Raw genomic sequence first — 22444 nt, 5'->3', positions numbered from 1 at the left:
TCAGCTCTCCGTGCTCTGCGGTTCTGCAGCGGGCGGGGTCTCGGCAGCGGCGGCCTGCTCCTCGGCGCCCGCCGCGGCGCGGCCGGCCTCGGTGCTGGTCGCCGTGGTACCCGACGCACCGCTGCGCCGGGGACGCGTGCCCGACGGGCGCTCGCGGCGCGGACGGTCGGCACCCGCCGGAGCGGCCACGGCCAATTCCCGCTTTCCACCGACGATGTCGCCCTTGTAGATCCACACCTTCACACCGATCCGGCCGAAGGTGGTCTTGGCCTCGTACAGGCCGTAGTCGATATCGGCGCGCAGCGTGTGCAGCGGCACCCGGCCCTCGCGGTAGAACTCCGAGCGGCTCATCTCCGCACCGCCGAGACGACCCGAGCACTGCACCCGGATGCCCTTGACGTTGGGCTGGCGCATCGCCGACTGGATGGCCTTGCGCATGGCGCGGCGGAACGCCACCCGGTTGCTCAGCTGCTCGGCGACGCCCTGGGCCACCAGTTGCGCCTGCGACTCGGGGTTTCTGACTTCGAGGATGTTGAGCTGAACCTGCTTGCCGGTCAGCTTCTCCAGGTCCGCACGGATGCGGTCGGCCTCGGTGCCGCGGCGGCCGATGACGATGCCGGGGCGCGCGGTGTGGATGTCGACCCGCACCCGGTCGCGGGTGCGCTCGATCTCCACGTCGGCGATGCCGGCGCGCTCCAGACCGGTCGACAGCAGGCGGCGGATCGCGACGTCTTCCTTGACATAGTCCGAGTACTGCTTGTCGGCGTACCAGCGGGACTTCCAGTCCGTGGTGATGCCCAGCCGGAAGCCGTGCGGATTGATCTTCTGGCCCACTAGTCTGAGCCTCCCTTCGCCTTAGCAGCCTCAGACGTAGTTTTCTTCGCCGGAGCGGTTTTCGCCGCGGCTTTCTTCGCGGGCGCCTTCTTGGCCGCAGCCTTCTTGGCGGGTGCCTTCGCGGCGGCCTTGCTGGCCTCGGCGCGGCGGGCCCTCGTCGACTTCGCCGAGCGCTGGTCCTTGGCCGGCCGGCTCTCCACCACGACGGTGATGTGGCTGGTGCGCTTGCGGATCCGGAACGCGCGACCCTGGGCGCGCGGGCGGATGCGCTTGGCGGTCGGGCCCTCGTCGGCGTAGACCGTGGCGACCACCAGGGTGGCCGGGTCCAGCCCGTTGTTGTTCTGCGCGTTCGCCGCGGCGCTGGCGATCACCTTGGCCACCGGCTCGCTGGCCGCCTGCGGCGCCCAGCGCAGGATGTCGAGCGCGTCGGCCACCGACCGTCCGCGCACCAGGTCGATCACCCGGCGCGCCTTTGTCGGTGACACCCGCACGAACCGCGCCTTGGCGACCGCCGACGGGAATTCAGTTGTGGTCATCGCCGTTTGGCCTTCCGGTCGTCCTTGATGTGTCCCTTGAAGGTGCGCGTCGGCGCGAACTCACCAAGCTTGTGACCGACCATCGCCTCGGTGACGAACACCGGGACGTGCTTGCGCCCGTCGTGGACGGCGAAGGTGTGGCCGATGAAGTCCGGAATGATCGTCGAACGCCGGGACCAGGTCTTGATGACCTGCTTGGTGTTCTTCTCGTTCTGCGCGTCCACCTTCTTGAGCAGGTGGTCGTCGACGAACGGGCCCTTCTTCAGGCTGCGTGGCATGTGCTACTCCTGAACTTCCTACCGCGAGTGCTTCTTGCCGGTGCGCCGGCGCCGGACGATGAGTTTGTTACTTGCCTTGTTCGGGTGGCGGGTGCGGCCCTCCGGCTGGCCCCACGGGCTCACCGGGTGCCGACCACCGGAGGTCTTACCCTCACCACCACCGTGCGGGTGGTCCACCGGGTTCATGACCACACCACGGACTGAAGGGCGCTTGCCCTTCCACCGCATCCGGCCGGCCTTGCCCCAGTTGATGTTCGCCTGCTCGGCGTTGCCCACCTCGCCGACCGTGGCGCGGCAGCGCACATCGACGCGGCGGATCTCACCGCTGGGCATACGCAGCGACGCGTAGGTGCCCTCCTTGCCGAGCAACTGGATGCTCGAGCCGGCGGACCGCGCCAGCTTGGCGCCACCGCCCGGCCGCAGCTCCACGGCATGGATCACGGTACCGGCCGGGATGTTGCGCAGCGGCAGGTTGTTACCCGGCTTGATGTCGGCGTTCGCGCCCGACTCCACCACGTCGCCCTGCGAAAGACCCTGCGGCGCGATGATGTAACGCTTTTCGCCATCCAGGTAGTGCAGCAGTGCGATGTTGGCGGTCCGGTTCGGGTCGTACTCGATGTGCGCGACCTTGGCGTTGACGCCGTCCTTGTCGTTGCGACGGAAGTCGATCACCCGGTAGGCGCGCTTGTGGCCGCCACCCTTGTGGCGGGTTGTGATGCGGCCGTGGGCGTTACGGCCACCGTGGCCGTGCAGCGGGCGCACCAGCGACTTCTCCGGCTCCGACCGGGTGACCTCGGCGAAGTCGGAGACGCTGGAGCCGCGGCGGCCGGGGCTCGTCGGCTTGTACTTACGAATTGCCATGTCTAATCAGGTCTTTCTCTCGCGCGCGGCTGGGTTGGATCGCCCAACTCCTCCTCATCGCTTCGCTCTGCATCGTCATCGGGCTAGGCCGGGGCCCCGAACAGGTCGATCGGCTTGCTGCCAGGCGCCAGCGTGACGATGGCCCGCTTGGTGCCCTTGCGCTTGCCGTATCCGGTCCTGGTGCGCTTGCGCTTGCCCTGCCGGTTCGCGGTGTTCACCGACGCGACCTTGACGGAGAAGATCTTCTCGATGGCGATCTTGATCTGCGTCTTGTTCGAATCGGGGTGCACCACAAAGGTGTACACGTTCTCATCCAGGAGCCCGTAGGACTTCTCCGAGATGACCGGGGCCAGGATGATGTCGCGGGGATCGGTGACGGTCGCCATCAGGCCGAAACCTCCTCGGTGCTGGCCGTGTTGCCTGCGATGTAGGCGTTGAGCGCCTCGACGCTGAACACCACGTCGTCGGAGAGCAGCACGTCGTAGGTGTTGAGCTGGTCGGGCGTCAGGATGTGCACACCGGGCAGGTTGCGCAGGCTCTTCGCGCCGGCCTCGTCGCTGCGGCCGATCACGATCAGCACCTTCTTGCGGTCGGTGAGCGTGCCCAGGAACGCCTTGGCGCTCTTTGTCGAAGGGGTTTGGCCGGCCACGATTTCGGTGACCGCGTGGATGCGGCCGTTGCGCGCCCGGTCGGACAACGCGCCGCGCAACGCCGCGACGATCATCTTCTTGGGGGTGCGCTGGGAGTAGTCGCGTGGCTTGGGGCCGTGCACGACGCCACCGCCGGTGAACTGCGGGGCCCGCGTCGAACCCTGACGGGCACGACCGGTTCCCTTCTGCCGGTACGGCTTCCGCCCACCGCCGCTGACCTCGCCGCGGGTCTTGGACGAGTGCGTGCCCTGACGCGCCGCCGCGCGCTGCGCGGTGACCACCTGGTGCATCAGCGCGATATTGGCCGGGGCGTCGAACAATTCGGCCGGTAGCTCGACGGAGCCCTCGACCTTGCCGTCCGGCGTCTTGACGTCAATCTTGAGTGTCTGGCCTTTTGCCGCCATTACTTCTCACCTCGTTTGATCGCGCTGCGGACCACCACGAGCCCACCGGTGCGGCCGGGGACCGCACCCTTGATCAGCAGCACGCCGTTCTCGGCGTCAACCTTGTGCACCACCAGGTTCTGCACAGTCACCCGGTCGTTGCCCATCCGGCCCGCCATTCGCGTGCCCTTGAAGACACGGGCGGGAGTGGCGCAGCCACCGATGGAACCCGGCCGGCGGTGCACGGCCTGGGCGCCGTGGCTGGCGCCCTGACCGCGGAAACCGTGGCGCTTCATCGTGCCGGCGAAGCCCTTGCCCTTGGAAGTTCCCGTCACGTCGACGTAGGCGCCGTCGGCGAAGATCTCCGCCGTCAGCTCCTGCCCGACCTCGTATTCGCTTGCCGCGGCCTCGTCATCCAGCCGCAACTCGGCGAGGTGCCGGCGCGGGTTCACGCCCGCGGCGCTGTACTGACCGGTCACCGGCTTGTTCACCTTGCGCGGGCTGATCTCGCCGTAGGCCAGCTGGACGGCGCTATAGCCGTCGCGCTCGGGTGTGCGGATGCGGGTGACCACGTTGGGCCCCGCTTTGACCACCGTCACCGGGACGACCCGGTTGTTCTCGTCGAACACCTGCGTCATGCCCAGCTTGGTACCCAGAATGCCTTTTCTTGCCATGAGCTCTGGATCTCCTACTGGATGTTGACGTCGACACTGGCCGGGAGGTCGATGCGCATCAGCGCGTCGACGGTCTTCGGCGTCGGGTCGAGGATGTCGATCAGCCGCTTGTGGGTGCGCATCTCGAAGTGCTCCCGCGAGTCCTTGTACTTATGCGGAGACCGGATGACGCAATACACGTTCTTCTCAGTCGGCAGCGGCACCGGACCTACGACACTGGCGCCCGTGCGGACGACGGTCTCGACGATTTTGCGCGCCGATGCGTCGATGGCCTCATGGTCGTAGGCCTTGAGCCTGATGCGGATCTTCTGTCCCGCCACGCTTCTCCTACCCTCACTCCACTTGACGTCCGTGTCCGGACCTGGTGCTCCCGGCGCGCCGACCAGAACCGGCCCATCGGGGCCGATCGAGCGTCGCGCCGGATACTGCGCCGCTGTTTACCTGTCGTGGTCCACCGGCCCCCGCGGTCGGGTGTGTCACCCTCACGCAGCCTGGACCGCGGCGAAATTGTCGCGCTCCAAGGATGGGACCGGACGCGCCCGTTTTGGGCGCTGGTCGTATGCCCGACCAGGCGCGAACCTGGCCCAAGGCAACCTGAACAGTATGCCCTAGATCATGGCTTTGGCCAAATCCCGGGCGAGGGCCGCCGACCTGCTTTTTTGGACCTCAGGCACCCGCCGGTTCGACGCTCGCCGCGCCGGCCCGGTTGTGTGCGCGCTGAACATAGAGGAAACCGTCGACCGCCGCTAGCGCGCACTCGCGGTAATCGAAGTCGGGAAGCGTGGACAGGCGGCCCAGCACCAGGGGGCCGATGAGCAGCGCGATGGCCCGGGATCGGTCGACCTCGCCCAGCTCGGCGGCCTCCGGGCTGTCGAAGATGGCGTCGAACGGGGCCGCGTACTGCTGCGCGATGCGCTCCCGCAGCGTGGTGATCGCCGCGCTGTCCGCGGTCTGGCTGTCGCGCGGTTCCGGCAAACCCTCGAGGTCCCGGCCCAGGGCCAGCCACGACATGGCCGTCATGAGCGCGGGCGCCTGGGCCACCGACTCGGCCTGAGCCAGCACCACGGCCACCAGGCGATCTCGCAGCGAACCCTCGTCCGGCGGCGTCGGGGACGGCGGGATCAGACTGTAGAAAGCCGATGCCAGCAAGTCGTTTCCGCTCGGGAAATGGCGATACAGCGTGGCCCTCGCTACGTTGGCGGTACGGGTGACCGCATCGACGGTCACCGCGCTCGGGCCCCCGGTTCGCAGCAACGCGGCGGCGGCTTCGAGCAAACGCGCCCGCGAGCGCGCAGGGCGGGGATCGGTGGTGATTGTGACCCACCTCCCTGTTTCGAAACGAGACTATCGGTCTATCTACAAGACCATTGGTCTCGAAACTTCCCAACGCCACCGTGAGGAGGCGCATCGTGGTCGAAACCCTGGCCCGGCCTGACCAGAGTACTGACGCCACCAGCATCGGCGGTAGCCCCCGCGCGCGAAACTGGACGCTGGCCGTTGCCTGCATGGGTGTCGCGCTGGTCGTCGCGTCGATGACGGCGTTGAACACCGCGCTGGGAGACCTGGCGGTGGCCACCTCGGCCACTCAGTCGCAGCTGAACTGGATCGTCGACGGGTACACCGTCGCCCTGGCGTGCCTGCTGTTGCCCGCCGGCGCGATCGGCGACCGTTACGGCAGGCGCGGCGCCCTGCTGATCGGGCTGGTGGTCTTCTCGATCGGCTCGATGGCGCCGGCGATGCTGCACAGCCCCGCGCAGATCATCGCCGGCCGCGCGGTGGCCGGGATCGGCGCCGCCTTCGTGATGCCGGCGACGCTGTCACTGCTGACCGTGGCCTACCCGAAAGACGATCGCACCAAGGCCGTCGGAATCTGGGCCGGCACGGCCGGATCCGGCGGTGTGCTGGGCATGCTCGGTTCGGGCCTGCTGCTTCGGCTTTGGGACTGGCACGCGATCTTCTGGTCGCTGGGCGCCGCCGGGCTGGTCATCTTCGCGCTGGCGTGCACCGTGGCCTCGTCGCGCGACAGCGGCGCCCCGCGGATCGATTCGCTGGGCGCGGTGCTCATCGGCGCCGCGGTGGCGATCGCCGTCGCCGCGATCCTGGAGGCGCCGACCCGGGGATGGAGCGACCCGCTGGTCTGGGGCGGGCTCATCGCGGGTGCGGCGCTCGCCGCGGCGTTCGGTGCTGTCGAGCTGCGGCTCGCCTGGCGCGGCAGGCAGACCCTCCTGGACGTCCGGCTGTTCGCCGACCCGAATTTCGCCACCGGAGTCGGCGCGATCGTCATCCTGTTCGGCGCGACGTTCGGCTTCTTCTACATCGGCATGCAATACGTGCAACAGATCATGGGCTACTCGGCCCTGGCGACGGCGATCTCCTTCGGCCCGTTCATGGTGCCGCTGGGCATTTTCTCGGCGCTGTCGTTCTGGTACGTGCCCAAACTGGGCCTGCGGCTCGTGCTGTTCATCGGCACGCTGCTGATGGCGGTCGGGTTCGCGTGCATGTATCGGCTGAACCTGCACTCCTCATACTACGAATTCGCCTGGCCCACACTGATCCTGGCCACCGGAATCGGGATCTGCACGGCACCGACGACGTCGGCGATCATGGGAGCCGTGCCCGACGAGAAGCAGGGCGTCGCCTCCGCGGTGAACGACACGTCCCGGGAGATGGGCGGCGCGCTGGGGATCGCGGTCGCCGGTTCCATTCTGGCCGGCCGCTATTCGCACGAGCTCGGCCCGAAGCTGACGGCATTTCCCGGGCCGGTCCGCGACGCGGCCACCGATTCGCTGGCCAAAGCCGTCGAGGTGGCCGGCCGGCTGGGACCCCAGGGTCGTGAGCTGGGCGACGTCAGCAAGGCCGCGTTCCTGGCGGCCCTGCACGCCTCGACGGTCACGATGGCCGTCATCGTCGCCGTCGCCGCGGTGCTGATCGGCATCTGGGCGCCCGGGCGCGACAACCGGCAGCTGCGGCCGGTGCGCGCGATGCTGTCCCCCCACCGTCGCTGACCCATTAATGCCGTTGTCCGACAGCGGCTTCAACGCGTATACAGATGTCGTGGGCGCTTGAAAACGCCGGCGGTAGCGCGCGCACTGCCACTTGTCGTGGCCATCTACGTGGACCGCATGAACATCAACCGCTCGCGGGGCGGGCCCCATGCCTCGCCATGGGGCCCGCTTCCCAATCTGCTTGTGCCATCACCGCACGAATTCCGCCGCCCGGTGCCCGATCATCACGATGGTGGCATGCGGCCCGCGGCTGGTGATGGTGGGCAGGATCGAGCCGTCGACCACCCACAGGTTGTCGATGCCGCGTACCCGGCAGCGATGATCGACGACGGCCCGCGGGTCCGAGTCGGCGCCCATCGGCGCCGTGCCGCAGAGGTGTTGCGACGTGGACCATACGGGATCACCGACATGCCTTGCCGCGCCGACCAATTCGCGGGCCATTTCGGCCCCACGGCGTAGCGACACGACGTCGTCTGGCTCGCTGTCGTAACGATGCTCGATCCGGGGCCCCGCGTCGGGGTCCGCCGACGCCAGCGTGATGCGCCCGCGCGCCAGGGGCTGCATGAGTGCCACCCCGATGTGCGGCCAGTCGGCGTGCCCGGCCGTGCCATCCCCGGTCATCGCAACGAATCCGCCGGTGTAGGGCCTGATCTCGAGGTCATCGGCCGTGCTCAGCACGACCTCGAGCACCGGCCGGCCGGGGGCCACGGTCCAGTCGGTGGGCAACACCCATTCGGGGTGATCACTGAACGAGGTGCCCACCGGCAGCGGCGCCACCACCGGTACGCCGACAGCCCGCAGCACTTCCTCTGGCCCGATACCGGAGAGCATGAGCAGCTGCGCCGTCTGAATGGCACCGGCGCACAAAACGATCCGGTCGGCGGTCATGGTCACGCGGCCCTGCGGGCCGGCCGCGTCGACACCCACGGCCGCGGTGCCGGCGAGACGCAACCGTGCCGCGCGCGTCCGCGCGTGCAGCCTCAGATTCGGCCGGCCCAGCGCCGGCAACAGAAATCCCGCGCCCGATCCGGTACGCACGCCGTCGACGATGTTGAGCGGGACGGCCCCCATCCCCGAAACGGGTTCGGGACCAACGTCGTTGAGATCATCGATCCAGTCGAACCCGGCGCGCTGTGCGGCGGTGATGAAACTTTCGGTGGTGCCTGTCATTTCGTGGGTGCGACGCACCCGGATGGGGCCGCTGCCGCCATGGGCCGGGCCGCCGAAATCCAGGTCGGTCTCGATGGCGCGGAAGCTGTCGAGTACATCGGACCAGCCCCAGCCGGGCAGCGACAGCCGATCGAAGTCGCGCGGCAGTGCGCGGCAGAAGTAGCCGCCGTTGACCGCACCCGAACCGCCGACCGTGGCCCCGCGCACCAGCGGATGCCGGCGCACGGGCCGATCGGTGAGGCTGGTCTGATAGCGCCGCACCAGTGGGCTGCCGACCCCGATCGGCAGCTGCAACCCGTTGGCGGTTTGCGCGAGCAGTCCAGGGTCATCGAGGGCCGGCCCCGCCTCGAGGATGGTCACCGAGCGGCCGGGATCGGCGGAAAGGCGTTCGGCGACAACCGATCCAGCGCTGCCGGCACCGACGATCAGCACATCGCTGTGCGGGGTGGCCGTGCTCAAGGTGGCGGCTAGCTCCGGATCTGCGGTTTCAGCGCGCGCAGGTTGCGCTCCCGCAGCACACCCCACCACAACCCCAGGCCGTACGCCAGGTCGTCGACCCGCTTGAGCAACAGATAAGTCAGCGGGCCGATCGGTTCGGCGTCGTCGCCGATCGCGTCCCGGCGGCGCAGCCAGTCGACCACGCCGTCCATGATGGCCGCGACCAGCACGACGTGCCGGAAATGCCGCGACAGCGTGGCCGCAAGCAGCGCCAGCGGCCAGTAGTGGCGGCACAGGGCCGACGCCAGCTGCAGCGCCGCCGAACCCAGGCCGCGGGCCGCGATCACCACCACGTCGGCGATCGACGTCTCGGCGTCGCGCATCGCCCTGGCGATCCGTCGGCCGGTCAGGACGGCGACGACGACGGACGCCAGCTGCGACAGGCTGGTCCCGAACGCCATCAGGATCCAGGTCATCAGCGCCCACCCGGAGATCACCACGGGCGCCGTCTTGTCCGGGTGGCGGATGGAGAGCGGGGCAGCCGAGCCACCGTAAAACGCCTTGCGTGCCAGCCAATCGCGCAGTTCGGTGCGGTGGTCGTGGGCGACCAGCGCGACGGGCTCGTAGCGCAGCCGGGCGCCGGCCTCGATGAGCCGCCAACACAGGTCGACGTCCTCCCCCGATTGCAGCGTCTCGTCGAACCCGCCGACACCGCGCAGGGCCGAGCAGCGACAGATGATCGCCGCGCTGGGCACATAGGACACCGTGCTGTGGGGCAGCACCGGCGCTTCGCGCTCGCCGAGGTCGAGCGACGAGTGCACCGCCTCGTAGCGGGCCACCACTTTCTCACTGTGCGACAGGCCGACGATGCGCGGTGCGGCCAGCGCGACGGTCGGGTCGCAGAAATGGCCGAGCAGCGCCTCCAGCCACCCGCGCCGGGGCGCGACATCGGAGTCCAGGAAGGCGACGTAGTCGGTGGTGCAGGCGGCCAGCCCGGTGTTGCGGGCGGCCGCGGGGCCCCTGCTGCGAGAGTGCCGCAACACCTCGACGTCGCAGTGCGCGCCGACGAAGTCGTCGGGCTCGATCGGCGGGAACGAGCCATCGTCCACCACCACCACCCGCAGGCCGCGCAGCGAGCTCACCAGGCGTCGCACGCCGGAAAGGTTGTCCCGCACCGGGATTACCACGGTCACGTCGCGGTGCGACGGGCCACCCGCCGGCCGCGGATGCGCCACGGTGGCGTCCAGCAGGGTGCGGGCCAACTGCGCGCTGACGTCGTCGCGAACCTTCAGCCGGCCGTCGCACAACATGTCCTGGGCGGCCGGCGCCAGCTTCAGCAGCCGGGTGGGTGAACCACCGAGCAGCGCCGAGCCGTCGCCGAGCACCCGCACGCGGCGGTCGACCTGGACGGCGAACCCGTCCGGCAGCCTAGGTTGGCTGACCGGAAAATACCGGGGGTGAGTGACGGGCGTCAGCCAGCCCCGCGCAGAGCGTGCGGAGCGCGGTTACGTTGTGGCGGTGTGAGGCGGCTCAGGCGGCGGGTTCGACGGTGACGCGGTAGCCCAGTGCGGTGAGTTGGGCGATGTGATTACGCATCCGGCGTTCGACGTTGATCCGGCTGGTGTGGTAGTCGGATCCGAGGTCGCGGAATCGGGCCGATGGGTCGGAGAGCAACTGCCAGACGATGACGAGGATGGAGCGGGCGACCGCGACCAGTGCTTTGAGCTTGCCGCGGCGTTTGACGATGCGCCGGTAGCGTTCGCCCAGGAAGGTATCGGTCTTGGCCGCCGCTGCGGCGGCCTCACCGAGTGCACCCTTGAGGTAGGGGTTGCCCTTGCCGGTTTTGCCGCCGCGTGTCACAGGTCCGGACTGGATGGTGCGCGGGCACAGTTTCGCCCACGACACCAAGTGTGCGGCAGTGGGGAATTGGGTCATATCCAGGCCGATTTCAGCCAGGATGATCTGCGCTCCGGTCGAGCCGATGCCGGGGATTTCCTCGAGGCGTTCGACGGTGGACAGCCCGCTACCAGCCGTGGTGTGGCCGGTCGGGTTCCCGCCGCTGTCGTTCTCACTGGGTTGGGCGGCCACCAACAGGTCGTCGATGCGGGTGGTCAGCGTGTCGATCTGCGCGGTGAGGGTGTCGATCTGGTCGAGCAGCATCCGCGCCAGTTCGCCGTGGTGGTCATCAAAGCGCCCGTCGAGTGCCTTGATCAGCGCTGGGCGTTTGGTCTTCATCCGAGCCCGGGCCAAGTCGGCGAGCCGGCGGGGGTCACGTTCGCCGGCGATCAATGCTTCGATGATGTCTCGCGCCGAGAGCGTGTTGAGCGTGGAGGCCACCGACGACAGCTTGATTAGGGCGTCTTCGAGCAGTTTCTCCAGCCGCTGCCAGTATCGGGACCGTTCCCGGGTCAGATCCACCCGCAGCCGGGTGTAGTCACGTAGCTGCCGGATCGGGGCCGGCGGCACGAACGACGGTCGCAGCAGCCCTTTCTCGGTCAGCTTGGCCAGCCAAACTGCATCGAGCTTGTCCGTTTTGGGCCGTCCCGGCACGTTCTTCACATCACGGGCGTTAACCAGCTGCACGTCGAGCCCGGCCGCCTCCAGCAGGTAATACCAGATCCGCCAATAGTCCGACGTCGACTCGATCGTGACCTTCTCGATACCCAGCTCGGTGAGCTGGGCGGCCAGCTCGCTGACTGCACCCGTGGTGGCCTCCACGTCCCAGACCTTGCTGACCCGCCGACGCTCCCGCGGAGTGCGCACGCACACCTTGCCGAACGCCTTGGCCACGTCGACGGCGCACACCCGCTCGATGACCAACTCGTGCTCGGCGTCGGGAATCTCCTCCGGCACCGGCGCCTGTTTCCGTTTCAATTCGCTTGCCCTCCAATCGAGTTGACGCACTCTGGCAGCGGGCTGCCCGGGGGCCTCGGTCAAAGGGAACCGAAATTCTGACCGGCGTGCTCGAAGCAACAGTGCGTGACCCTTCCAGGTCGGGCCCCGGCGCCCAGGCTCACGTGCGGGCTCACTGGTCCCAAGGAAACGTCGGCGTCGACGGGCAACCCTAGCCCATTTTCACGCCTGCGAGGCGTCCCGGGAACGGAACTTGGGGCTCATGTCAGGATCCCGTCCCGCCCGGGCGACCACCGGGCCACCCGACGGACACAGCCGTCGACCATCTCGGCGAGGATGCGCTTGCCCTCCGCAGCGGTCGCGGTCGTCGGGTCACCCAGCACGCCCACGGGGCTGACCGCCGCGACTCCCCCGCGGCGCATCGACGGGAGCAGTTCGGGCAGCGGCGCCCGGTTGCCCGCGAGCCACCGGTCGGTCAGCACGTCGCCGGGCGAGATGTGCAGCAACAGCGAGGTTTCGGTGTGCCCGGCGTGGGCGTCGCCCCCGCCGGCCAGGCATGGGCACCAGCCGGCATCGCGGCCCTCGGCGCGCAGCCGCGTCACCGCGGCGGTCAGAGCGGCGGTGTTGCCGCCGTGGCCGTTGACGAAGACGAGGCGCTGGGCCCAGCCGGTGGCCGACCGGCCGTACTCGACCAGCAGCATCGTCAGGGCCTCGGTACCGATGGATATCGTTCCGGCGAAGCTCTGGTGCTCGCCGCTGGCGCCGTAGGCGATGGCCGGCGCCACCAACCAGTCGTGGTCGAGACCGGCCCGCGCCCCGCGGGCGACAGCGGTTGCGATCCGGGTGTCGGTGTCCAACGGCAGGTGCGGACCGTGCTGTTCGGTCGAGCCCAGCGGGATCATTATCGACGGCGAGGTGCCCGATAGCTGGCTTGAGGTCGCCACCGCTAATTCGCCGAGTACGGGCACTCGGTGATGGTAGGACGAATTCACCTGGCGTGCACCGATTGTTGTCCGGTGAAAACAACTTTTTTCGGGCTGGTTCGTCGAGCGTTCAAAATCTGTGCTCGTTCGTCACGAATACCACGCGCGTACCACGGTTTGCGGGCGCCGATCATTCCGATTAAATCTGCCCCGGATATCGGTATTTAGCTGCTCAGGGCGTCCCGGCGGGCGGCACACCCAGCGCCCGGGTGAAGCCGGGCGGCACCAGGATGTCGTCCGGCCCGAGGTCGTGGACGCCGGCACGGCCCAGCCCCATGAGGGCCGAGTCGATGCCCCCGCGCAGGATGTCGAGCACGTTCTCCACGCCCGCCTGCCCGGCCGCGGCCAGGCCCCACAGGTACGCGCGGCCGATCATCACCGCGCGCGCGCCCAGCGCCACGGCCTTGACGACGTCGCTCCCGCGGCGGATGCCACCGTCGAGCAGCACCTCGACCTGATCGCCGACCGCGGCGGCCACCGCGGGCAATGCGCGGATCGAGGCCGGCGTGCCGTCGAGGTTGTTGCCGCCGTGGTTGGACACCGAGATCGCCGAAACCCCGGCATCGACAGCCCTTTTCGCGTCATCGACGCGCATCACGCCCTTGAGCATGAACGGCCCGCCCCACAGTTCACGTAGCCAGGCGATGTCTTCCCACGTCGGGGGCGGCGTACCCATCCATTCCCCGTAGGCGGCGAAGAAGGGCGGCCCCGGCTCACCGCGGCGCCCCTGGTTGGGGACCCGCAAGTCCGGCGGGCGCAGGGTCTTGCCGTACTTCCACAGCCAGCGGGGCTTGAAGACGGCCTCCGGCGACTGCCGCAGGACGGTCCGCAGGTTCATCTCCTCGGGTATCTTGGGACTGCCCCAGTCGCGACCGTGGGAGAACGACCAGTCGGTGGTGACGATCAGGCCGACCGCACCCGCTTGGCGGGCACGCTCCACCCGTTCGGCGATCGCGTCTCGCCCGCCCAGCCAGTACACCTGAAAGAAGACCTTGGGGTTGGCGGCGATGACCTCCTCGATCGGTTTGCTCGCGAACGAGGACAGGCCCATCGCCGTTCCCCGCGCCGCCGCCGCCCGCGCGACGGCCACTTCGCCGTCGGGATCGACCGCCTGCACCCCGGTGGGCGAAATGATCACCGGCAGTGAAATGTCCTGTCCCATAACGGTGGTCGATTGGTCGCGCTTTTCCTGCGCGCCGACGACGTGGGGCGCGAATCCGAGTTCGCTGAACGCCTCAACGTTGTTGGAGACGGTGATTCCCTTTTCACTCCCCGCCACCAGCGCTGAATAAACGGATTTCGGCAGCCGTCGTTTCGCGCGTTCCTGCGCGATGGCGACGGTTTCGAACCATTGTCCGGCCATGATCTAGACGGGGCTTTCGTTGCACAGGCGGGCGGGCGGTCGCGACAGTTTCAGGGGTATCGGTCCGCTGGTCTTGCGGGAGTGGTCGGCCCGGGGGCGCGGCGTCTCACGCCGGCTGGCCAGCGCCGAGACGCTGTGCCCCTGGACGCACTCGGGATCCGGCCCGTCCATCGGCAGGCCGGTGAAGAACTTGGCCGCCATGCAGCCGCCCCGGCAGGCATCGTAGTGTCCGCAGCTGCCACAGGCGCCCGCCGACTGCGGTTCGCGCAGCTCACGGAACAGCGGTGCGTTCTTCCAGACGTTGTCGAATCCGCCGTCGGACAACACGTTCCCGGCCAGGAAGCGGTCGTGGATGGCGAACGGGCAGGCGTATACGTCACCCACCGGGTCGATCAGGCACACCACCCGCCCGGCGCCGCACATGTTCAGGCCGGCCAGCGCGCCGGAGGAGCCCAGCGGCGAAAGGTGGAAGAAGGAGTCGCCGGTGAGCACCCGCTCACCCTTGGCCACCAGCCACTCGTAGAGCTGGACCTGCTGGTCGGCGGTGGGGTGCAGGTCCTCCCACACGTCGGCGCCCCGCCCCGAGGGACGCAGCCGGGTGATCCGCAGGGTGGCCCCGTAACGCCTTGCCAGCGCGGCGAATTCGTCGAGCTGGTCGACGTTGTGCCGGGTGACCACGACGGAGATCTTGGCGTCCTTGAAGCCCGCGCTCGCAAGGTTCTCCAGCGCCCGCACGGCCATGGCGAAGGACCCCGGACCGCGCACGGTGTCGTTGACCTCCGCGGTGGCGCCGTCCAGCGAGATCTGGACGTCGACGTAGTCACTGGCGGCCAGCCGGGCGGCGACCTCTTCGGTGATGCGGACGCCGTTGGTGGAGAACTTCACCCCGACGTGGTGCGCGGTTGCGTAGTCGACCAGCTCCCAGAAGTCCGGCCGCACGGTGGGCTCCCCGCCGCCGATGTTGACGTAGAACACCTGCATGCGTTCCAGCTCGTCGATGATGTCCATGCACTGACGGGTGGACAGTTCCCGCGGATCCCGTTTGCCCGAGGACGAAAGGCAGTGCACGCAAGCCAGGTTGCAGGCATACGTCAGCTCCCACGTCAGGCAGATGGGGGCATCCAGCCCGCTCTCGAACTGCTCGATGAGCCGGGGCACGGTGGCTGTCATCAGACCTCCTGAGGTACCAACATCTTCGAGTCGGCCAACACGCCGAGCGCGTGCAAGTACAACGCCTCTCCCGCGTCGTCCACGCCCGCCGCGCGGCAGGCGGAATGAACATCGGGATGGTCGGCCAGCGACCGCACCACCGTGAGAATGGTGCGGTTCTTCAGAAAGGACAGCTTGCGGGTGCCGAAGTGGTAGAGCAGCGCACCGAACGGTTCGGGTCGAACCGCCACCTGCGGGTGCAACCGCCAGCCGCGGTCGGGGTCGAACACGCGGGTCAGTACACCCCGCACATGCCGTCGATGGACACCTCTTCGACCAGAGTCTCGGTGACGAGCTGGGTCTCGGTCTCGGTTTCGTGGTCCACGGGTCATTGCCTTTCGTCGGTTCTTGACAACGATGGGGATCGAGTCACAAGCTTCGTCAGAATATGGCATCGAGTGCCGAAATGGAAGGGCGGGTCTCATGGTGCCGCAGCCGCGGGTGGGCCGTCGCCGCTCGACAACGCCGCACCACATCACCGACGTCGCCATCGAGCTGTTCAGCGCCCGCGGTTTCGCCGACGTCAGCGTCGACGACGTCGCGCGAGCCGCCGGCATCTCCAGGCGAACGCTGTTCCGCTACTACGCGTCCAAGAACGCCATCCCGTGGGGTGACTTCGACACCCACCTCGCGCACCTGCGCGACCTGCTCGACAACGTCGATCCGAGAGTCTCGCTGGGCCAGGCTCTGCGCGATGCGCTGTTGGCGTTCAACACCTTTGACGAGTCCGAGACCGCGCGGCACCGTCAGCGCATGCGGGTCATCCTGGAAACCGCGGAGCTGCAGGCCTATTCGATGACGATGTACGCGGGCTGGCGCGAGGTGATCGCCGGATTCGTTGCCCGCCGGTCGGACCGCAAGACGACCGACCTGCTGCCCCAGACCGTCGCCTGGACGATGCTCGGGGTGGCGCTGGCGGCCTACGAGCACTGGCTCGGCGACGAGTCCGTCCCGCTGCCGACCGCACTCGGCAACGCGTTCGACGTTGTCGGCGCCGGGCTGAACAGGCTTCAGCGGTGACCGCCGACCACCTGCTGCACACCCTGCGCGCGCAGGGACGGTTCTGCGCCCGCTCGGGCTCACCCATGTACGGCGAGCTTTTCGAACGGGTGGCCGTCGACGTCGCGGCCGGCGGCGTCTTCGCGGCCATCTTGGCCGGGCACGAGGACGACCCCTCGCGCCTCGCGGTGCCGCTGCGGCTGCTCGGTGGGCTGCACCGGCTGGTGCTCGACGGCCGGGCGGCGCAATTGCGCCGCTGGTATCCCAGCACCGGGGGCAGCTGGGACGCCGCGCCGGCGTGGCCCGAAATCGAGGCCGTCGCGGCCGAGCACTCGGAAGCCTTGCGGGCGGCGCTGCGGCAACCGCCGCAGACCAACGAGGTCGGCCGGTCCGCCGCGCTGATCGGTGCGTTGTTGCGCGTCAATCGTGAATCCGGCTTGCCGGTAAGGCTTTTCGAGATAGGCACGAGCGCGGGCCTGAACCTGCGCCCCGACCAATATCGTTACCGGTTCGCCGGCGGCCAGTGGGGTCCCGCCGATTCACCGGTGACCATCTCCGACGCGTGGCGCGGCGCGCTGCCGCCCGGCAACGGGGTGCGCATCGTCGAGCGGCACGGCTACGACATCGCACCCATCGACGTCACCGCGGCCGACGGGGAGTTCACCGTGTTGAGCTACGTCTGGCCCGACCAGACGGCCCGGCTCGAGCGGCTGCGCGGCGCCATCGAGGTCGCCCGGCGGGCGCCGGCCCCGCTGCACCGTCAGACGGCGGCCGACGCGGTCGCCGGACTGACGCCGGCCGCCGGCGCGCTGACGGTGCTGTGGCACTCGATCACCTGGCAGTACCTGTCCGAAGAGGAGCGGGACAGGGTCCGCGCCCGGGTTCGCGCACTGGGCGAGCAGGCGGACGAGCGGTCGCCGTTCGTCCACCTCACGCTGGAGCCCGCGCGCGACCGGCCGGACTCACCGATCCGGTTCTTGGTAAGGGCGCGTCGCTGGCCGGGCGGCGAACTCGAGATTTTCGGCGAATGCCATCCGCACGGCCCGCCGGTGCACTGGCGGTAGGGTCCTCAGCCCAGCACGTCCGAGATGGGCGCGCCGGCGGCGATCTTGGCGCGGACCTTCATCACCTTGCCGGGCATCCCGCCGCCGACCACCCCGGCGAGCACCCCGTCGCGCTCGTAGTAGGCCAGGAACTTGCGGCCGTCGTCTTCGACGAGGTGGACGGTGTCGGTGGCTTCGGGCTCGCCGAGGCACTGGATCTTCACGTCGTACTGATCGCTCCAGAAGTACGGGACGACCACGGCCGACGACACGTCCTGCCCCAGCATCGCGGGCACCACGACGCGGGTCTGGTCGGCGACGTTGCTCCAATGTTCCACGCGCGCTTGGTGTCCCGTCGCGTCTCGCCAGGAGGCGACGTCACCGAGCGCCCACACGTGCGGGGCGCTGGTCCGCCCGGCCTCGTCGCACAGCACGCCGTTGTCGACCTTGATGCCGCTGCCCTGAAGCCAGCCGGTCGCCGGGTGTGAGCCGATGCCGATGACCACCAGGTCGGCCGCCAGCTCGGTGCCGTCGGTCAGCACCACGGTGTCCACCCGCCCGTCGCCGCGCACCTCGGCCACCCCGACACCGAGGCGAACGTCGACCCCCTCCGCGCGGTGCAGGCGCGCCACCAGCTCGCCGATCCGCTCGCCGAGCACCGACGCCAGCGGTGTCGGCTGCGGCTCGACCAGCACGACATCCACCCCGAGGCTGCGCAGGCTGGCCGCCACCTCGCAGCCGATGAAGCCGGCGCCGACGACGACGGCGCGCTGCGCGGAGGAGGCGTGCTCGCGCAGCGCCATGCTCTCGTCGAACGTGCGCAGCACCCGGATGCCGTCGAGGTCCGGCAGCGTCGGGATGCGCCGCGGCACCAAGCCGGTCGCGATGACGAGTTCGTCGTAGCCGAGCACGGACCCGTCGGCCAGCGTCACCGTCTGCGCCGCGGTGTCCAGGGCGGTGGCCGCCGCACCCAGCCGCAGGGTGATGCCGTTCTCGTCGTACCACTCCCGGGGTTTGAGCGCGGTGTCGTCGACCTCTTTGCGCAGCACCTCTTTTGACAACGGCGGGCGATCGTAGGGCAGGTGCACCTCGTCGCTGACGATCGTGACGGGGCCGGCGTACTCCGACCGGCGAAGCTGCTCGGCGGTCCGGGCGGCGGCCAGACCGCCGCCGACGATCAAAATTCCTTTGCTCGCGGTCACGTGGAGTTCATACCACGATCGCCGATCAGTACTTCAAGGCGCCCTTGTCCACGGGTATCTGCATGCCGGTGACTGTGCCAGACCCGTCACCAACTAGCCACGCCACGACATCGGCCACCTCGTCGGGTGTCATGAAGCCGTTGGGCTGCAAGGGCATCGGCGGGAAGCTGTGCACGAAGCTGGGATGGCGGGCAAATATCTCCATCATCGCCTCCGGCTCGATCATCGGGGTGTCGACGGAGTACGGGTGGATGGAGTTGACGCGGATGTTGTATTCGCCGAGTTCGATGGCCAGCGTGTTGGTCAGCGCGGTGAGCCCGTGCTTGCTGGCCGAGTAATGTCCGTTGCCCGGAGTGGCTTTCAGCCCCGCCGAGGAGCTGACCACCACGATCGAGCCCCCATTGCCGGCCTCGATCATCGCGGGCACGGTGGCGCGCAGCGTGCGCCAGGTGCCGGTCAGGTTGACCCCGATCACCGTGTCCCACTGCTCGTCGGTGAGCTCCCAAACCCGGCCCCAGCTCAGGACCCCGGCGTTGGCCACGACGATGTCCAGCCTGCCGAATTGCTCGACGCCGTCGGCCACGAGTTGGCGCAGCGCGGCGTCGTCGCGGACGTCCGCCTCGCGGGCCAAGACCTTTCGGCCTTCGGCTTCCACCAGGCGAACGGTCTCGCTGAGGTCCTCCGGCGTGGCCGGCGGGTAGGTCAGGCTCTCCGACGCCGGCCCGCAGATGTCGAGCGCGATGATGTCGGCACCTTCGGCCGCCAGCCGGACCGCGTGCGAACGGCCCTGGGCGCGGGCGGCTCCGGTGATGAATGCCACCCGCCCCTGCAGTGCTCCAGTCACGAGGCAAGGCTAGCAGCGAAACTGAAACCTGTTCTAACGCGCCCGGCGATCAGATCTCGGAGATGATCTGGGCGCGCCGGCTGTTGTACTCCTCGTCGGTCAACGCACCGGTGGCGCGCAGCGTCTCGAGCTCCTCGAGCCGCTGAGCGATCGAGGGCTGTGGGGGCGTGCCCGCGGGTGCCGGTCCCCCGGCGGTGGCCGGCTGGGCGGCCGGTGCCTGTTGTTCGGCCGCCCGGCGCACCACGGCCTGGACCTGCTGGCGCAGCACCGGGTTCGACCTGATGTCGACCATCCGGTTGAGCGGAACGTTGTTGGCCTTGAGGATCTGCAGGATCTCCATCAACGGGCCGGCCTGCCCGCTCAGGTCGTAGGTCTTGTTGTCTTCGGCCACGGTGAACTGCGCGGGCACCAGGCCGTTGACCAAAGCGCTTCGCTCCCAGTCGATTTGGTATTCGTTGGTGGTGGGGTTGACCAGCACCACCAGCTTGCGGGCGTTGAGGTTGCCGAGCCGGGTGACGCTTGCGATCACCCGGTCCTCGCTGTCGAACGGCACGAAACCCGGCCCGGAGATGTGCAGGTGCACCTTGACCACCTGCTGGTTGTTGATCCAGGTCCCCGTCTCGGTGATGCCGGTGATCTGAGCCAGCGCCAGCACGCCGTTCTGCTCGAGCGCCGCGGTCTTGGCCGACGACTTCGCGCCGTAGTTGGCCAACGCGAGCGCGATCAGCACGTCGGCCACGGTGACCAGCAGACCGACGTAGAACATCCACTGCAGGAGGCTGCCCAGCCCGAGGGCGAAGTAGACGACCAGGAAAATCGGCCCGACCAGGCCACCGCACAGCAAAACCACCAACTGTGCCTTCAGATAGCGCGCCAACACGAATGTCTCCTTGCCCTTGCTGGGGATTTTCGTGTCAGGTTAGCTGCCGCGGTGCCCGGCCGCGCGCCATACACGCAAACCGGCCGGGCGTCAGTCGACCTTGGGTATCACCGTCGGGGCGGGGCGCGCCGACGACCCCGCGGGCGACGCCGTGGTGGGCGAATGTGCCGACACCATCTTCGCCGGTGTGCCGGTCGACACCGGCATCGCCGGCGTGGCGGCGGCTTGCGGTGTCTCGACCTGCGCCGGCGCCGCCGCGAGCGGATTGACCGGTGCCGGTGCCGGTGCCGCGGGCTGCGCGGCGGCCGCGGCGTAGGCGGGGGTCACCATCCGCACCGACGTCGCCGGTGTGGTGGCCGGACCCACCGCGGCCGGCCCCGTGGTGACCGCCGCCACCGTCGGGCTGGCCGGTGCCGGCGCGCCCGCGATCGCCGAAGCCGGCGCGACCGCCGACATCAGGGGCGCCGCCGGCACGCCCGGCGCCGAGCCGCCCGTGGCCGTCGCCGCCGGCAGCTGCGCCGCCATCGACGCGGGTGCCGCGGCGCTCTGCAGGGGCGTGGTGTTGGCGGCCTCGGCGGCGAGATACTGCGCCGTGCCGCCGTTCATCAGCTGCACGAACTGGGCGTGAAACGCCGCCGCTTGGGCGCTGAGCGCCTGATACACCTGCGAATGCGCGTCGAACAGCGCCGCGACGCTGGCCGACACCTCGTCGGCACCCGGGGCCAGCACGTTCGACGTCGGGCCCAGCGCCATTGTGTTGGCCGACGTGATCGTCCAACCGATCCTGGCCAAGTCCGACGCAGCTGCGGCGACGTACTCAGGCGTCGTGAATACGAAGGACATCCGAACCTCCCGGCCATCTTCCCCGGACTCCCTTATCAGGGAATCCTAGCGGAGCCGTCCGCATCGGGCCCGGTAAAGCGCATAAAGCCCGGATTGCCGAATCGGCAATCCGGGCTTTATGGCCGGCTGTACTACTTGATGATCTTGACGACCCGGCCGGCGCCGACGGTGCGGCCACCCTCGCGGATCGCGAACCGCAGCCCCTCGTCCATGGCGACGGGCTGGATCAGCTTGACCGAGATGTTGGTGTTGTCGCCGGGCATCACCATCTCGGTGCCCTCCGGCAGCGTCACCACACCGGTCACGTCGGTGGTGCGGAAGTAGAACTGCGGACGGTAGTTGTTGAAGAACGGCGTGTGCCGGCCGCCCTCGTCCTTGGACAGGATGTACACCTGGCCCTCGAACTCGGTGTGCGGCGTGGTGGTGCCGGGCTTCGTGACGACCTGGCCGCGCTCGACGTCCTCGCGCTTGATACCGCGGAGCAGCAGACCGACGTTGTCACCGGCCTGGCCCTGGTCGAGCAGCTTGCGGAACATCTCCACACCGGTGACCGTGGTCTTGGTGCTGGCCGGGCGGATGCCGACGATCTCGACTTCCTCGTTCACGTTGATCACGCCGCGCTCGACACGACCGGTGACCACCGTGCCACGACCGGTGATGGTGAAGACGTCCTCCACCGGCATCAGGAACGGCTTGTCGGTCTCGCGGACCGGGTCCGGGATGGACTCGTCGACGGCCTCCATCAGCTGCTCGACGGATTCCACCCACTTGGCGTCGCCCTCGAGCGCCTTGAGCGCCGAGACCCGCACCACCGGGGCGTCCTCGTCGAACTCCTGGGCGGCCAGCAGCTCGCGGACCTCCATCTCGACGAGCTCCAGCAGCTCCTCGTCATCGACCATGTCGGCCTTGTTCAGCGCCACCAGGATGTACGGCACGCCGACCTGACGCGCCAGCAGCACGTGCTCACGGGTCTGCGGCATCGGGCCGTCGGTGGCGGCGACCACCAGGATCGCGCCGTCCATCTGGGCGGCGCCGGTGATCATGTTCTTGATGTAGTCGGCGTGACCCGGGGCGTCGACGTGGGCGTAGTGCCGCTTGTCGGTCTGGTACTCCACGTGGGAGATGTTGATGGTGATACCGCGCTGACGCTCCTCGGGAGCGTTGTCGATCTGGTCGAACGCGCGGGACTCGTTCAGGTCCGGGTACTTGTCGTGCAGAACCTTGGTGATAGCCGCGGTCAGCGTCGTCTTGCCGTGGTCAACGTGACCGATGGTCCCAATGTTGACGTGCGGCTTCGTCCGCTCGAACTTCGCCTTCGCCACTTCGTTGTCCTCCTGGACTGTTGGTGCTTGTTAAAGCAGTGTTGGTGTTTTCAGTTGTGCCGCGCCCAAGGCTT

The 22444-nt window shown here is 68.8% G+C and carries 25 protein-coding genes; 3 read left to right on the top strand and 22 right to left on the bottom strand.

The genetic code is table 11. The annotated features are described in order from the left end of the window. The 9 genes from rpsC to KXD96_RS07725 all read right to left on the bottom strand — a co-directional run bounded on the left by rpsC (position 1) and on the right by KXD96_RS07725 (position 5443). A complete protein-coding gene (gene rpsC, locus KXD96_RS07765; protein WP_260743963.1) occupies positions 1-834 on the bottom strand; it encodes a 30S ribosomal protein S3 in 834 nt (277 codons plus the stop codon). Further along, positions 834-1370: a 50S ribosomal protein L22 gene (gene rplV / locus KXD96_RS07760; protein ID WP_260743962.1), complete on the bottom strand. Its 537-nt coding sequence runs from the start codon at positions 1368-1370 to the stop codon at positions 834-836. Before rplV ends, rpsC begins: the two co-directional genes overlap by 1 nt. Beyond that, positions 1367-1648, bottom strand: coding sequence for a 30S ribosomal protein S19 (gene rpsS, locus KXD96_RS07755; protein WP_007167837.1), 282 nt, complete (start codon positions 1646-1648; stop codon positions 1367-1369). The genes rplV and rpsS overlap by 4 nt, the downstream gene beginning before the upstream one ends. A gap of 18 nt (positions 1649-1666) precedes the next feature. Further along, positions 1667-2509, bottom strand: coding sequence for a 50S ribosomal protein L2 (rplB, locus tag KXD96_RS07750; RefSeq protein WP_260743961.1), 843 nt, complete (start codon positions 2507-2509; stop codon positions 1667-1669). Positions 2510-2592: 83 nt separating this feature from the next. Then, the gene (rplW, locus tag KXD96_RS07745; protein ID WP_068045582.1) at positions 2593-2895 is read right to left on the bottom strand and encodes a 50S ribosomal protein L23; all 303 of its coding nucleotides are present in this window, start codon (positions 2893-2895) and stop codon (positions 2593-2595) included. Further along, positions 2895-3563 (bottom strand): 50S ribosomal protein L4, encoded by a 669-nt coding sequence (rplD, locus tag KXD96_RS07740; protein ID WP_260743960.1) that lies wholly within the window; start codon positions 3561-3563, stop codon positions 2895-2897. The genes rplW and rplD overlap by 1 nt, the downstream gene beginning before the upstream one ends. Further along, entirely contained in the window at positions 3563-4216 is a 654-nt protein-coding gene (gene rplC, locus KXD96_RS07735; RefSeq protein ID WP_067274868.1) for a 50S ribosomal protein L3, read from the bottom strand. The genes rplD and rplC overlap by 1 nt, the downstream gene beginning before the upstream one ends. Positions 4217-4230: 14 nt before the next feature. Beyond that, entirely contained in the window at positions 4231-4536 is a 306-nt protein-coding gene (gene rpsJ / locus KXD96_RS07730; protein ID WP_003873519.1) for a 30S ribosomal protein S10, read from the bottom strand. A gap of 346 nt (positions 4537-4882) precedes the next feature. Beyond that, complete coding sequence (locus KXD96_RS07725) at positions 4883-5443, bottom strand: TetR/AcrR family transcriptional regulator (protein WP_260745267.1); 561 nt, start codon at positions 5441-5443, stop codon at positions 4883-4885. 182 nt (positions 5444-5625) lie between these two features. Between KXD96_RS07725 and KXD96_RS07720 the strand changes: the two genes are divergently transcribed. Next, complete coding sequence (locus KXD96_RS07720; RefSeq protein WP_260743953.1) at positions 5626-7221, top strand: MFS transporter; 1596 nt, start codon at positions 5626-5628, stop codon at positions 7219-7221. A gap of 189 nt (positions 7222-7410) precedes the next feature. Here the strand turns inward: KXD96_RS07720 and mftG are convergent, their stop codons facing one another. The 8 genes from mftG to mftA all read right to left on the bottom strand — a co-directional run bounded on the left by mftG (position 7411) and on the right by mftA (position 15562). Continuing rightward, positions 7411-8850, bottom strand: coding sequence for a mycofactocin system GMC family oxidoreductase MftG (gene mftG / locus KXD96_RS07715; RefSeq protein WP_260743952.1), 1440 nt, complete (start codon positions 8848-8850; stop codon positions 7411-7413). A gap of 8 nt (positions 8851-8858) precedes the next feature. After that, entirely contained in the window at positions 8859-10304 is a 1446-nt protein-coding gene (mftF, locus tag KXD96_RS07710) for a mycofactocin biosynthesis glycosyltransferase MftF (protein WP_260745266.1), read from the bottom strand. Between the two features lie 55 nt (positions 10305-10359). Beyond that, positions 10360-11703 (bottom strand): IS110 family transposase, encoded by a 1344-nt coding sequence (locus tag KXD96_RS07705; RefSeq protein WP_225601042.1) that lies wholly within the window; start codon positions 11701-11703, stop codon positions 10360-10362. 239 nt (positions 11704-11942) lie between these two features. After that, a complete protein-coding gene (mftE, locus tag KXD96_RS07700; RefSeq protein ID WP_260743951.1) occupies positions 11943-12674 on the bottom strand; it encodes a mycofactocin biosynthesis peptidyl-dipeptidase MftE in 732 nt (243 codons plus the stop codon). Positions 12675-12837: 163 nt separating this feature from the next. Continuing rightward, positions 12838-14028 carry a pre-mycofactocin synthase MftD gene (gene mftD, locus KXD96_RS07695; protein ID WP_260743950.1) on the bottom strand — a complete coding sequence of 397 codons (1191 nt, stop codon included), beginning with the start codon at positions 14026-14028 and terminating at the stop codon, positions 12838-12840. 3 nt (positions 14029-14031) lie between these two features. Further along, positions 14032-15198 (bottom strand): mycofactocin radical SAM maturase, encoded by a 1167-nt coding sequence (gene mftC, locus KXD96_RS07690; protein WP_260743949.1) that lies wholly within the window; start codon positions 15196-15198, stop codon positions 14032-14034. After that, positions 15198-15467, bottom strand: coding sequence for a mycofactocin biosynthesis chaperone MftB (mftB, locus tag KXD96_RS07685; protein WP_313901626.1), 270 nt, complete (start codon positions 15465-15467; stop codon positions 15198-15200). The genes mftC and mftB overlap by 1 nt, the downstream gene beginning before the upstream one ends. Positions 15468-15472: 5 nt before the next feature. Then, positions 15473-15562 (bottom strand): mycofactocin precursor MftA, encoded by a 90-nt coding sequence (gene mftA, locus KXD96_RS07680; protein ID WP_046186817.1) that lies wholly within the window; start codon positions 15560-15562, stop codon positions 15473-15475. A gap of 98 nt (positions 15563-15660) precedes the next feature. Between mftA and mftR the strand changes: the two genes are divergently transcribed. Both mftR and KXD96_RS07670 read left to right on the top strand, forming a co-directional pair. Further along, positions 15661-16257, top strand: a complete 597-nt coding sequence (mftR, locus tag KXD96_RS07675; protein WP_260743947.1) for a mycofactocin system transcriptional regulator — start codon at positions 15661-15663, stop codon at positions 16255-16257. Further along, on the top strand, positions 16254-17300 hold the full coding sequence (locus KXD96_RS07670; protein ID WP_260743946.1) for a DUF2332 domain-containing protein: 1047 nt from the start codon (positions 16254-16256) through the stop codon (positions 17298-17300). The genes mftR and KXD96_RS07670 overlap by 4 nt, the downstream gene beginning before the upstream one ends. Before the next feature lie 5 nt (positions 17301-17305). Here KXD96_RS07670 and KXD96_RS07665 read toward each other — a convergent pair whose 3' ends face one another. The 5 genes from KXD96_RS07665 to tuf form a co-directional block, all read right to left on the bottom strand. Next, on the bottom strand, positions 17306-18481 hold the full coding sequence (locus KXD96_RS07665) for an NAD(P)/FAD-dependent oxidoreductase (protein WP_260743945.1): 1176 nt from the start codon (positions 18479-18481) through the stop codon (positions 17306-17308). A gap of 25 nt (positions 18482-18506) precedes the next feature. Further along, entirely contained in the window at positions 18507-19325 is an 819-nt protein-coding gene (locus KXD96_RS07660) for a mycofactocin-coupled SDR family oxidoreductase (RefSeq protein ID WP_260743944.1), read from the bottom strand. A 49-nt stretch (positions 19326-19374) separates the two neighbouring features. Next, the gene (locus KXD96_RS07655; protein ID WP_260743943.1) at positions 19375-20205 is read right to left on the bottom strand and encodes an SHOCT domain-containing protein; all 831 of its coding nucleotides are present in this window, start codon (positions 20203-20205) and stop codon (positions 19375-19377) included. A 90-nt stretch (positions 20206-20295) separates the two neighbouring features. Then, positions 20296-21048: a PE family protein gene (locus KXD96_RS07650; protein WP_260743942.1), complete on the bottom strand. Its 753-nt coding sequence runs from the start codon at positions 21046-21048 to the stop codon at positions 20296-20298. 131 nt (positions 21049-21179) lie between these two features. Next, positions 21180-22370, bottom strand: coding sequence for an elongation factor Tu (gene tuf / locus KXD96_RS07645; protein WP_007167815.1), 1191 nt, complete (start codon positions 22368-22370; stop codon positions 21180-21182). Positions 22371-22444: the final 74 nt, after the last annotated feature.

It is taken from the genome of Mycobacterium sp. SMC-2 (assembly GCF_025263485.1).
GTDB lineage: Bacteria > Actinomycetota > Actinomycetes > Mycobacteriales > Mycobacteriaceae > Mycobacterium.
This window is presented reverse-complemented; position numbering and strand designations above follow the sequence as displayed.

Coding starts and splice junctions, on each gene's coding strand:
- rplV (WP_260743962.1), bottom strand. CDS start 1,370: ATGACCACAACTGAATTCCCGTCGGCGGTCGCCAAGGCGCGGTTCGTG.
- rpsS (WP_007167837.1), bottom strand. CDS start 1,648: ATGCCACGCAGCCTGAAGAAGGGCCCGTTCGTCGACGACCACCTGCTC.
- rplB (WP_260743961.1), bottom strand. CDS start 2,509: ATGGCAATTCGTAAGTACAAGCCGACGAGCCCCGGCCGCCGCGGCTCC.
- rplW (WP_068045582.1), bottom strand. CDS start 2,895: ATGGCGACCGTCACCGATCCCCGCGACATCATCCTGGCCCCGGTCATC.
- rplD (WP_260743960.1), bottom strand. CDS start 3,563: ATGGCGGCAAAAGGCCAGACACTCAAGATTGACGTCAAGACGCCGGAC.
- rplC (WP_067274868.1), bottom strand. CDS start 4,216: ATGGCAAGAAAAGGCATTCTGGGTACCAAGCTGGGCATGACGCAGGTG.
- mftD (WP_260743950.1), bottom strand. CDS start 14,028: ATGGCCGGACAATGGTTCGAAACCGTCGCCATCGCGCAGGAACGCGCG.
- mftC (WP_260743949.1), bottom strand. CDS start 15,198: ATGACAGCCACCGTGCCCCGGCTCATCGAGCAGTTCGAGAGCGGGCTG.
- mftR (WP_260743947.1), top strand. CDS start 15,661: ATGGTGCCGCAGCCGCGGGTGGGCCGTCGCCGCTCGACAACGCCGCAC.
- KXD96_RS07650 (WP_260743942.1), bottom strand. CDS start 21,048: ATGTCCTTCGTATTCACGACGCCTGAGTACGTCGCCGCAGCTGCGTCG.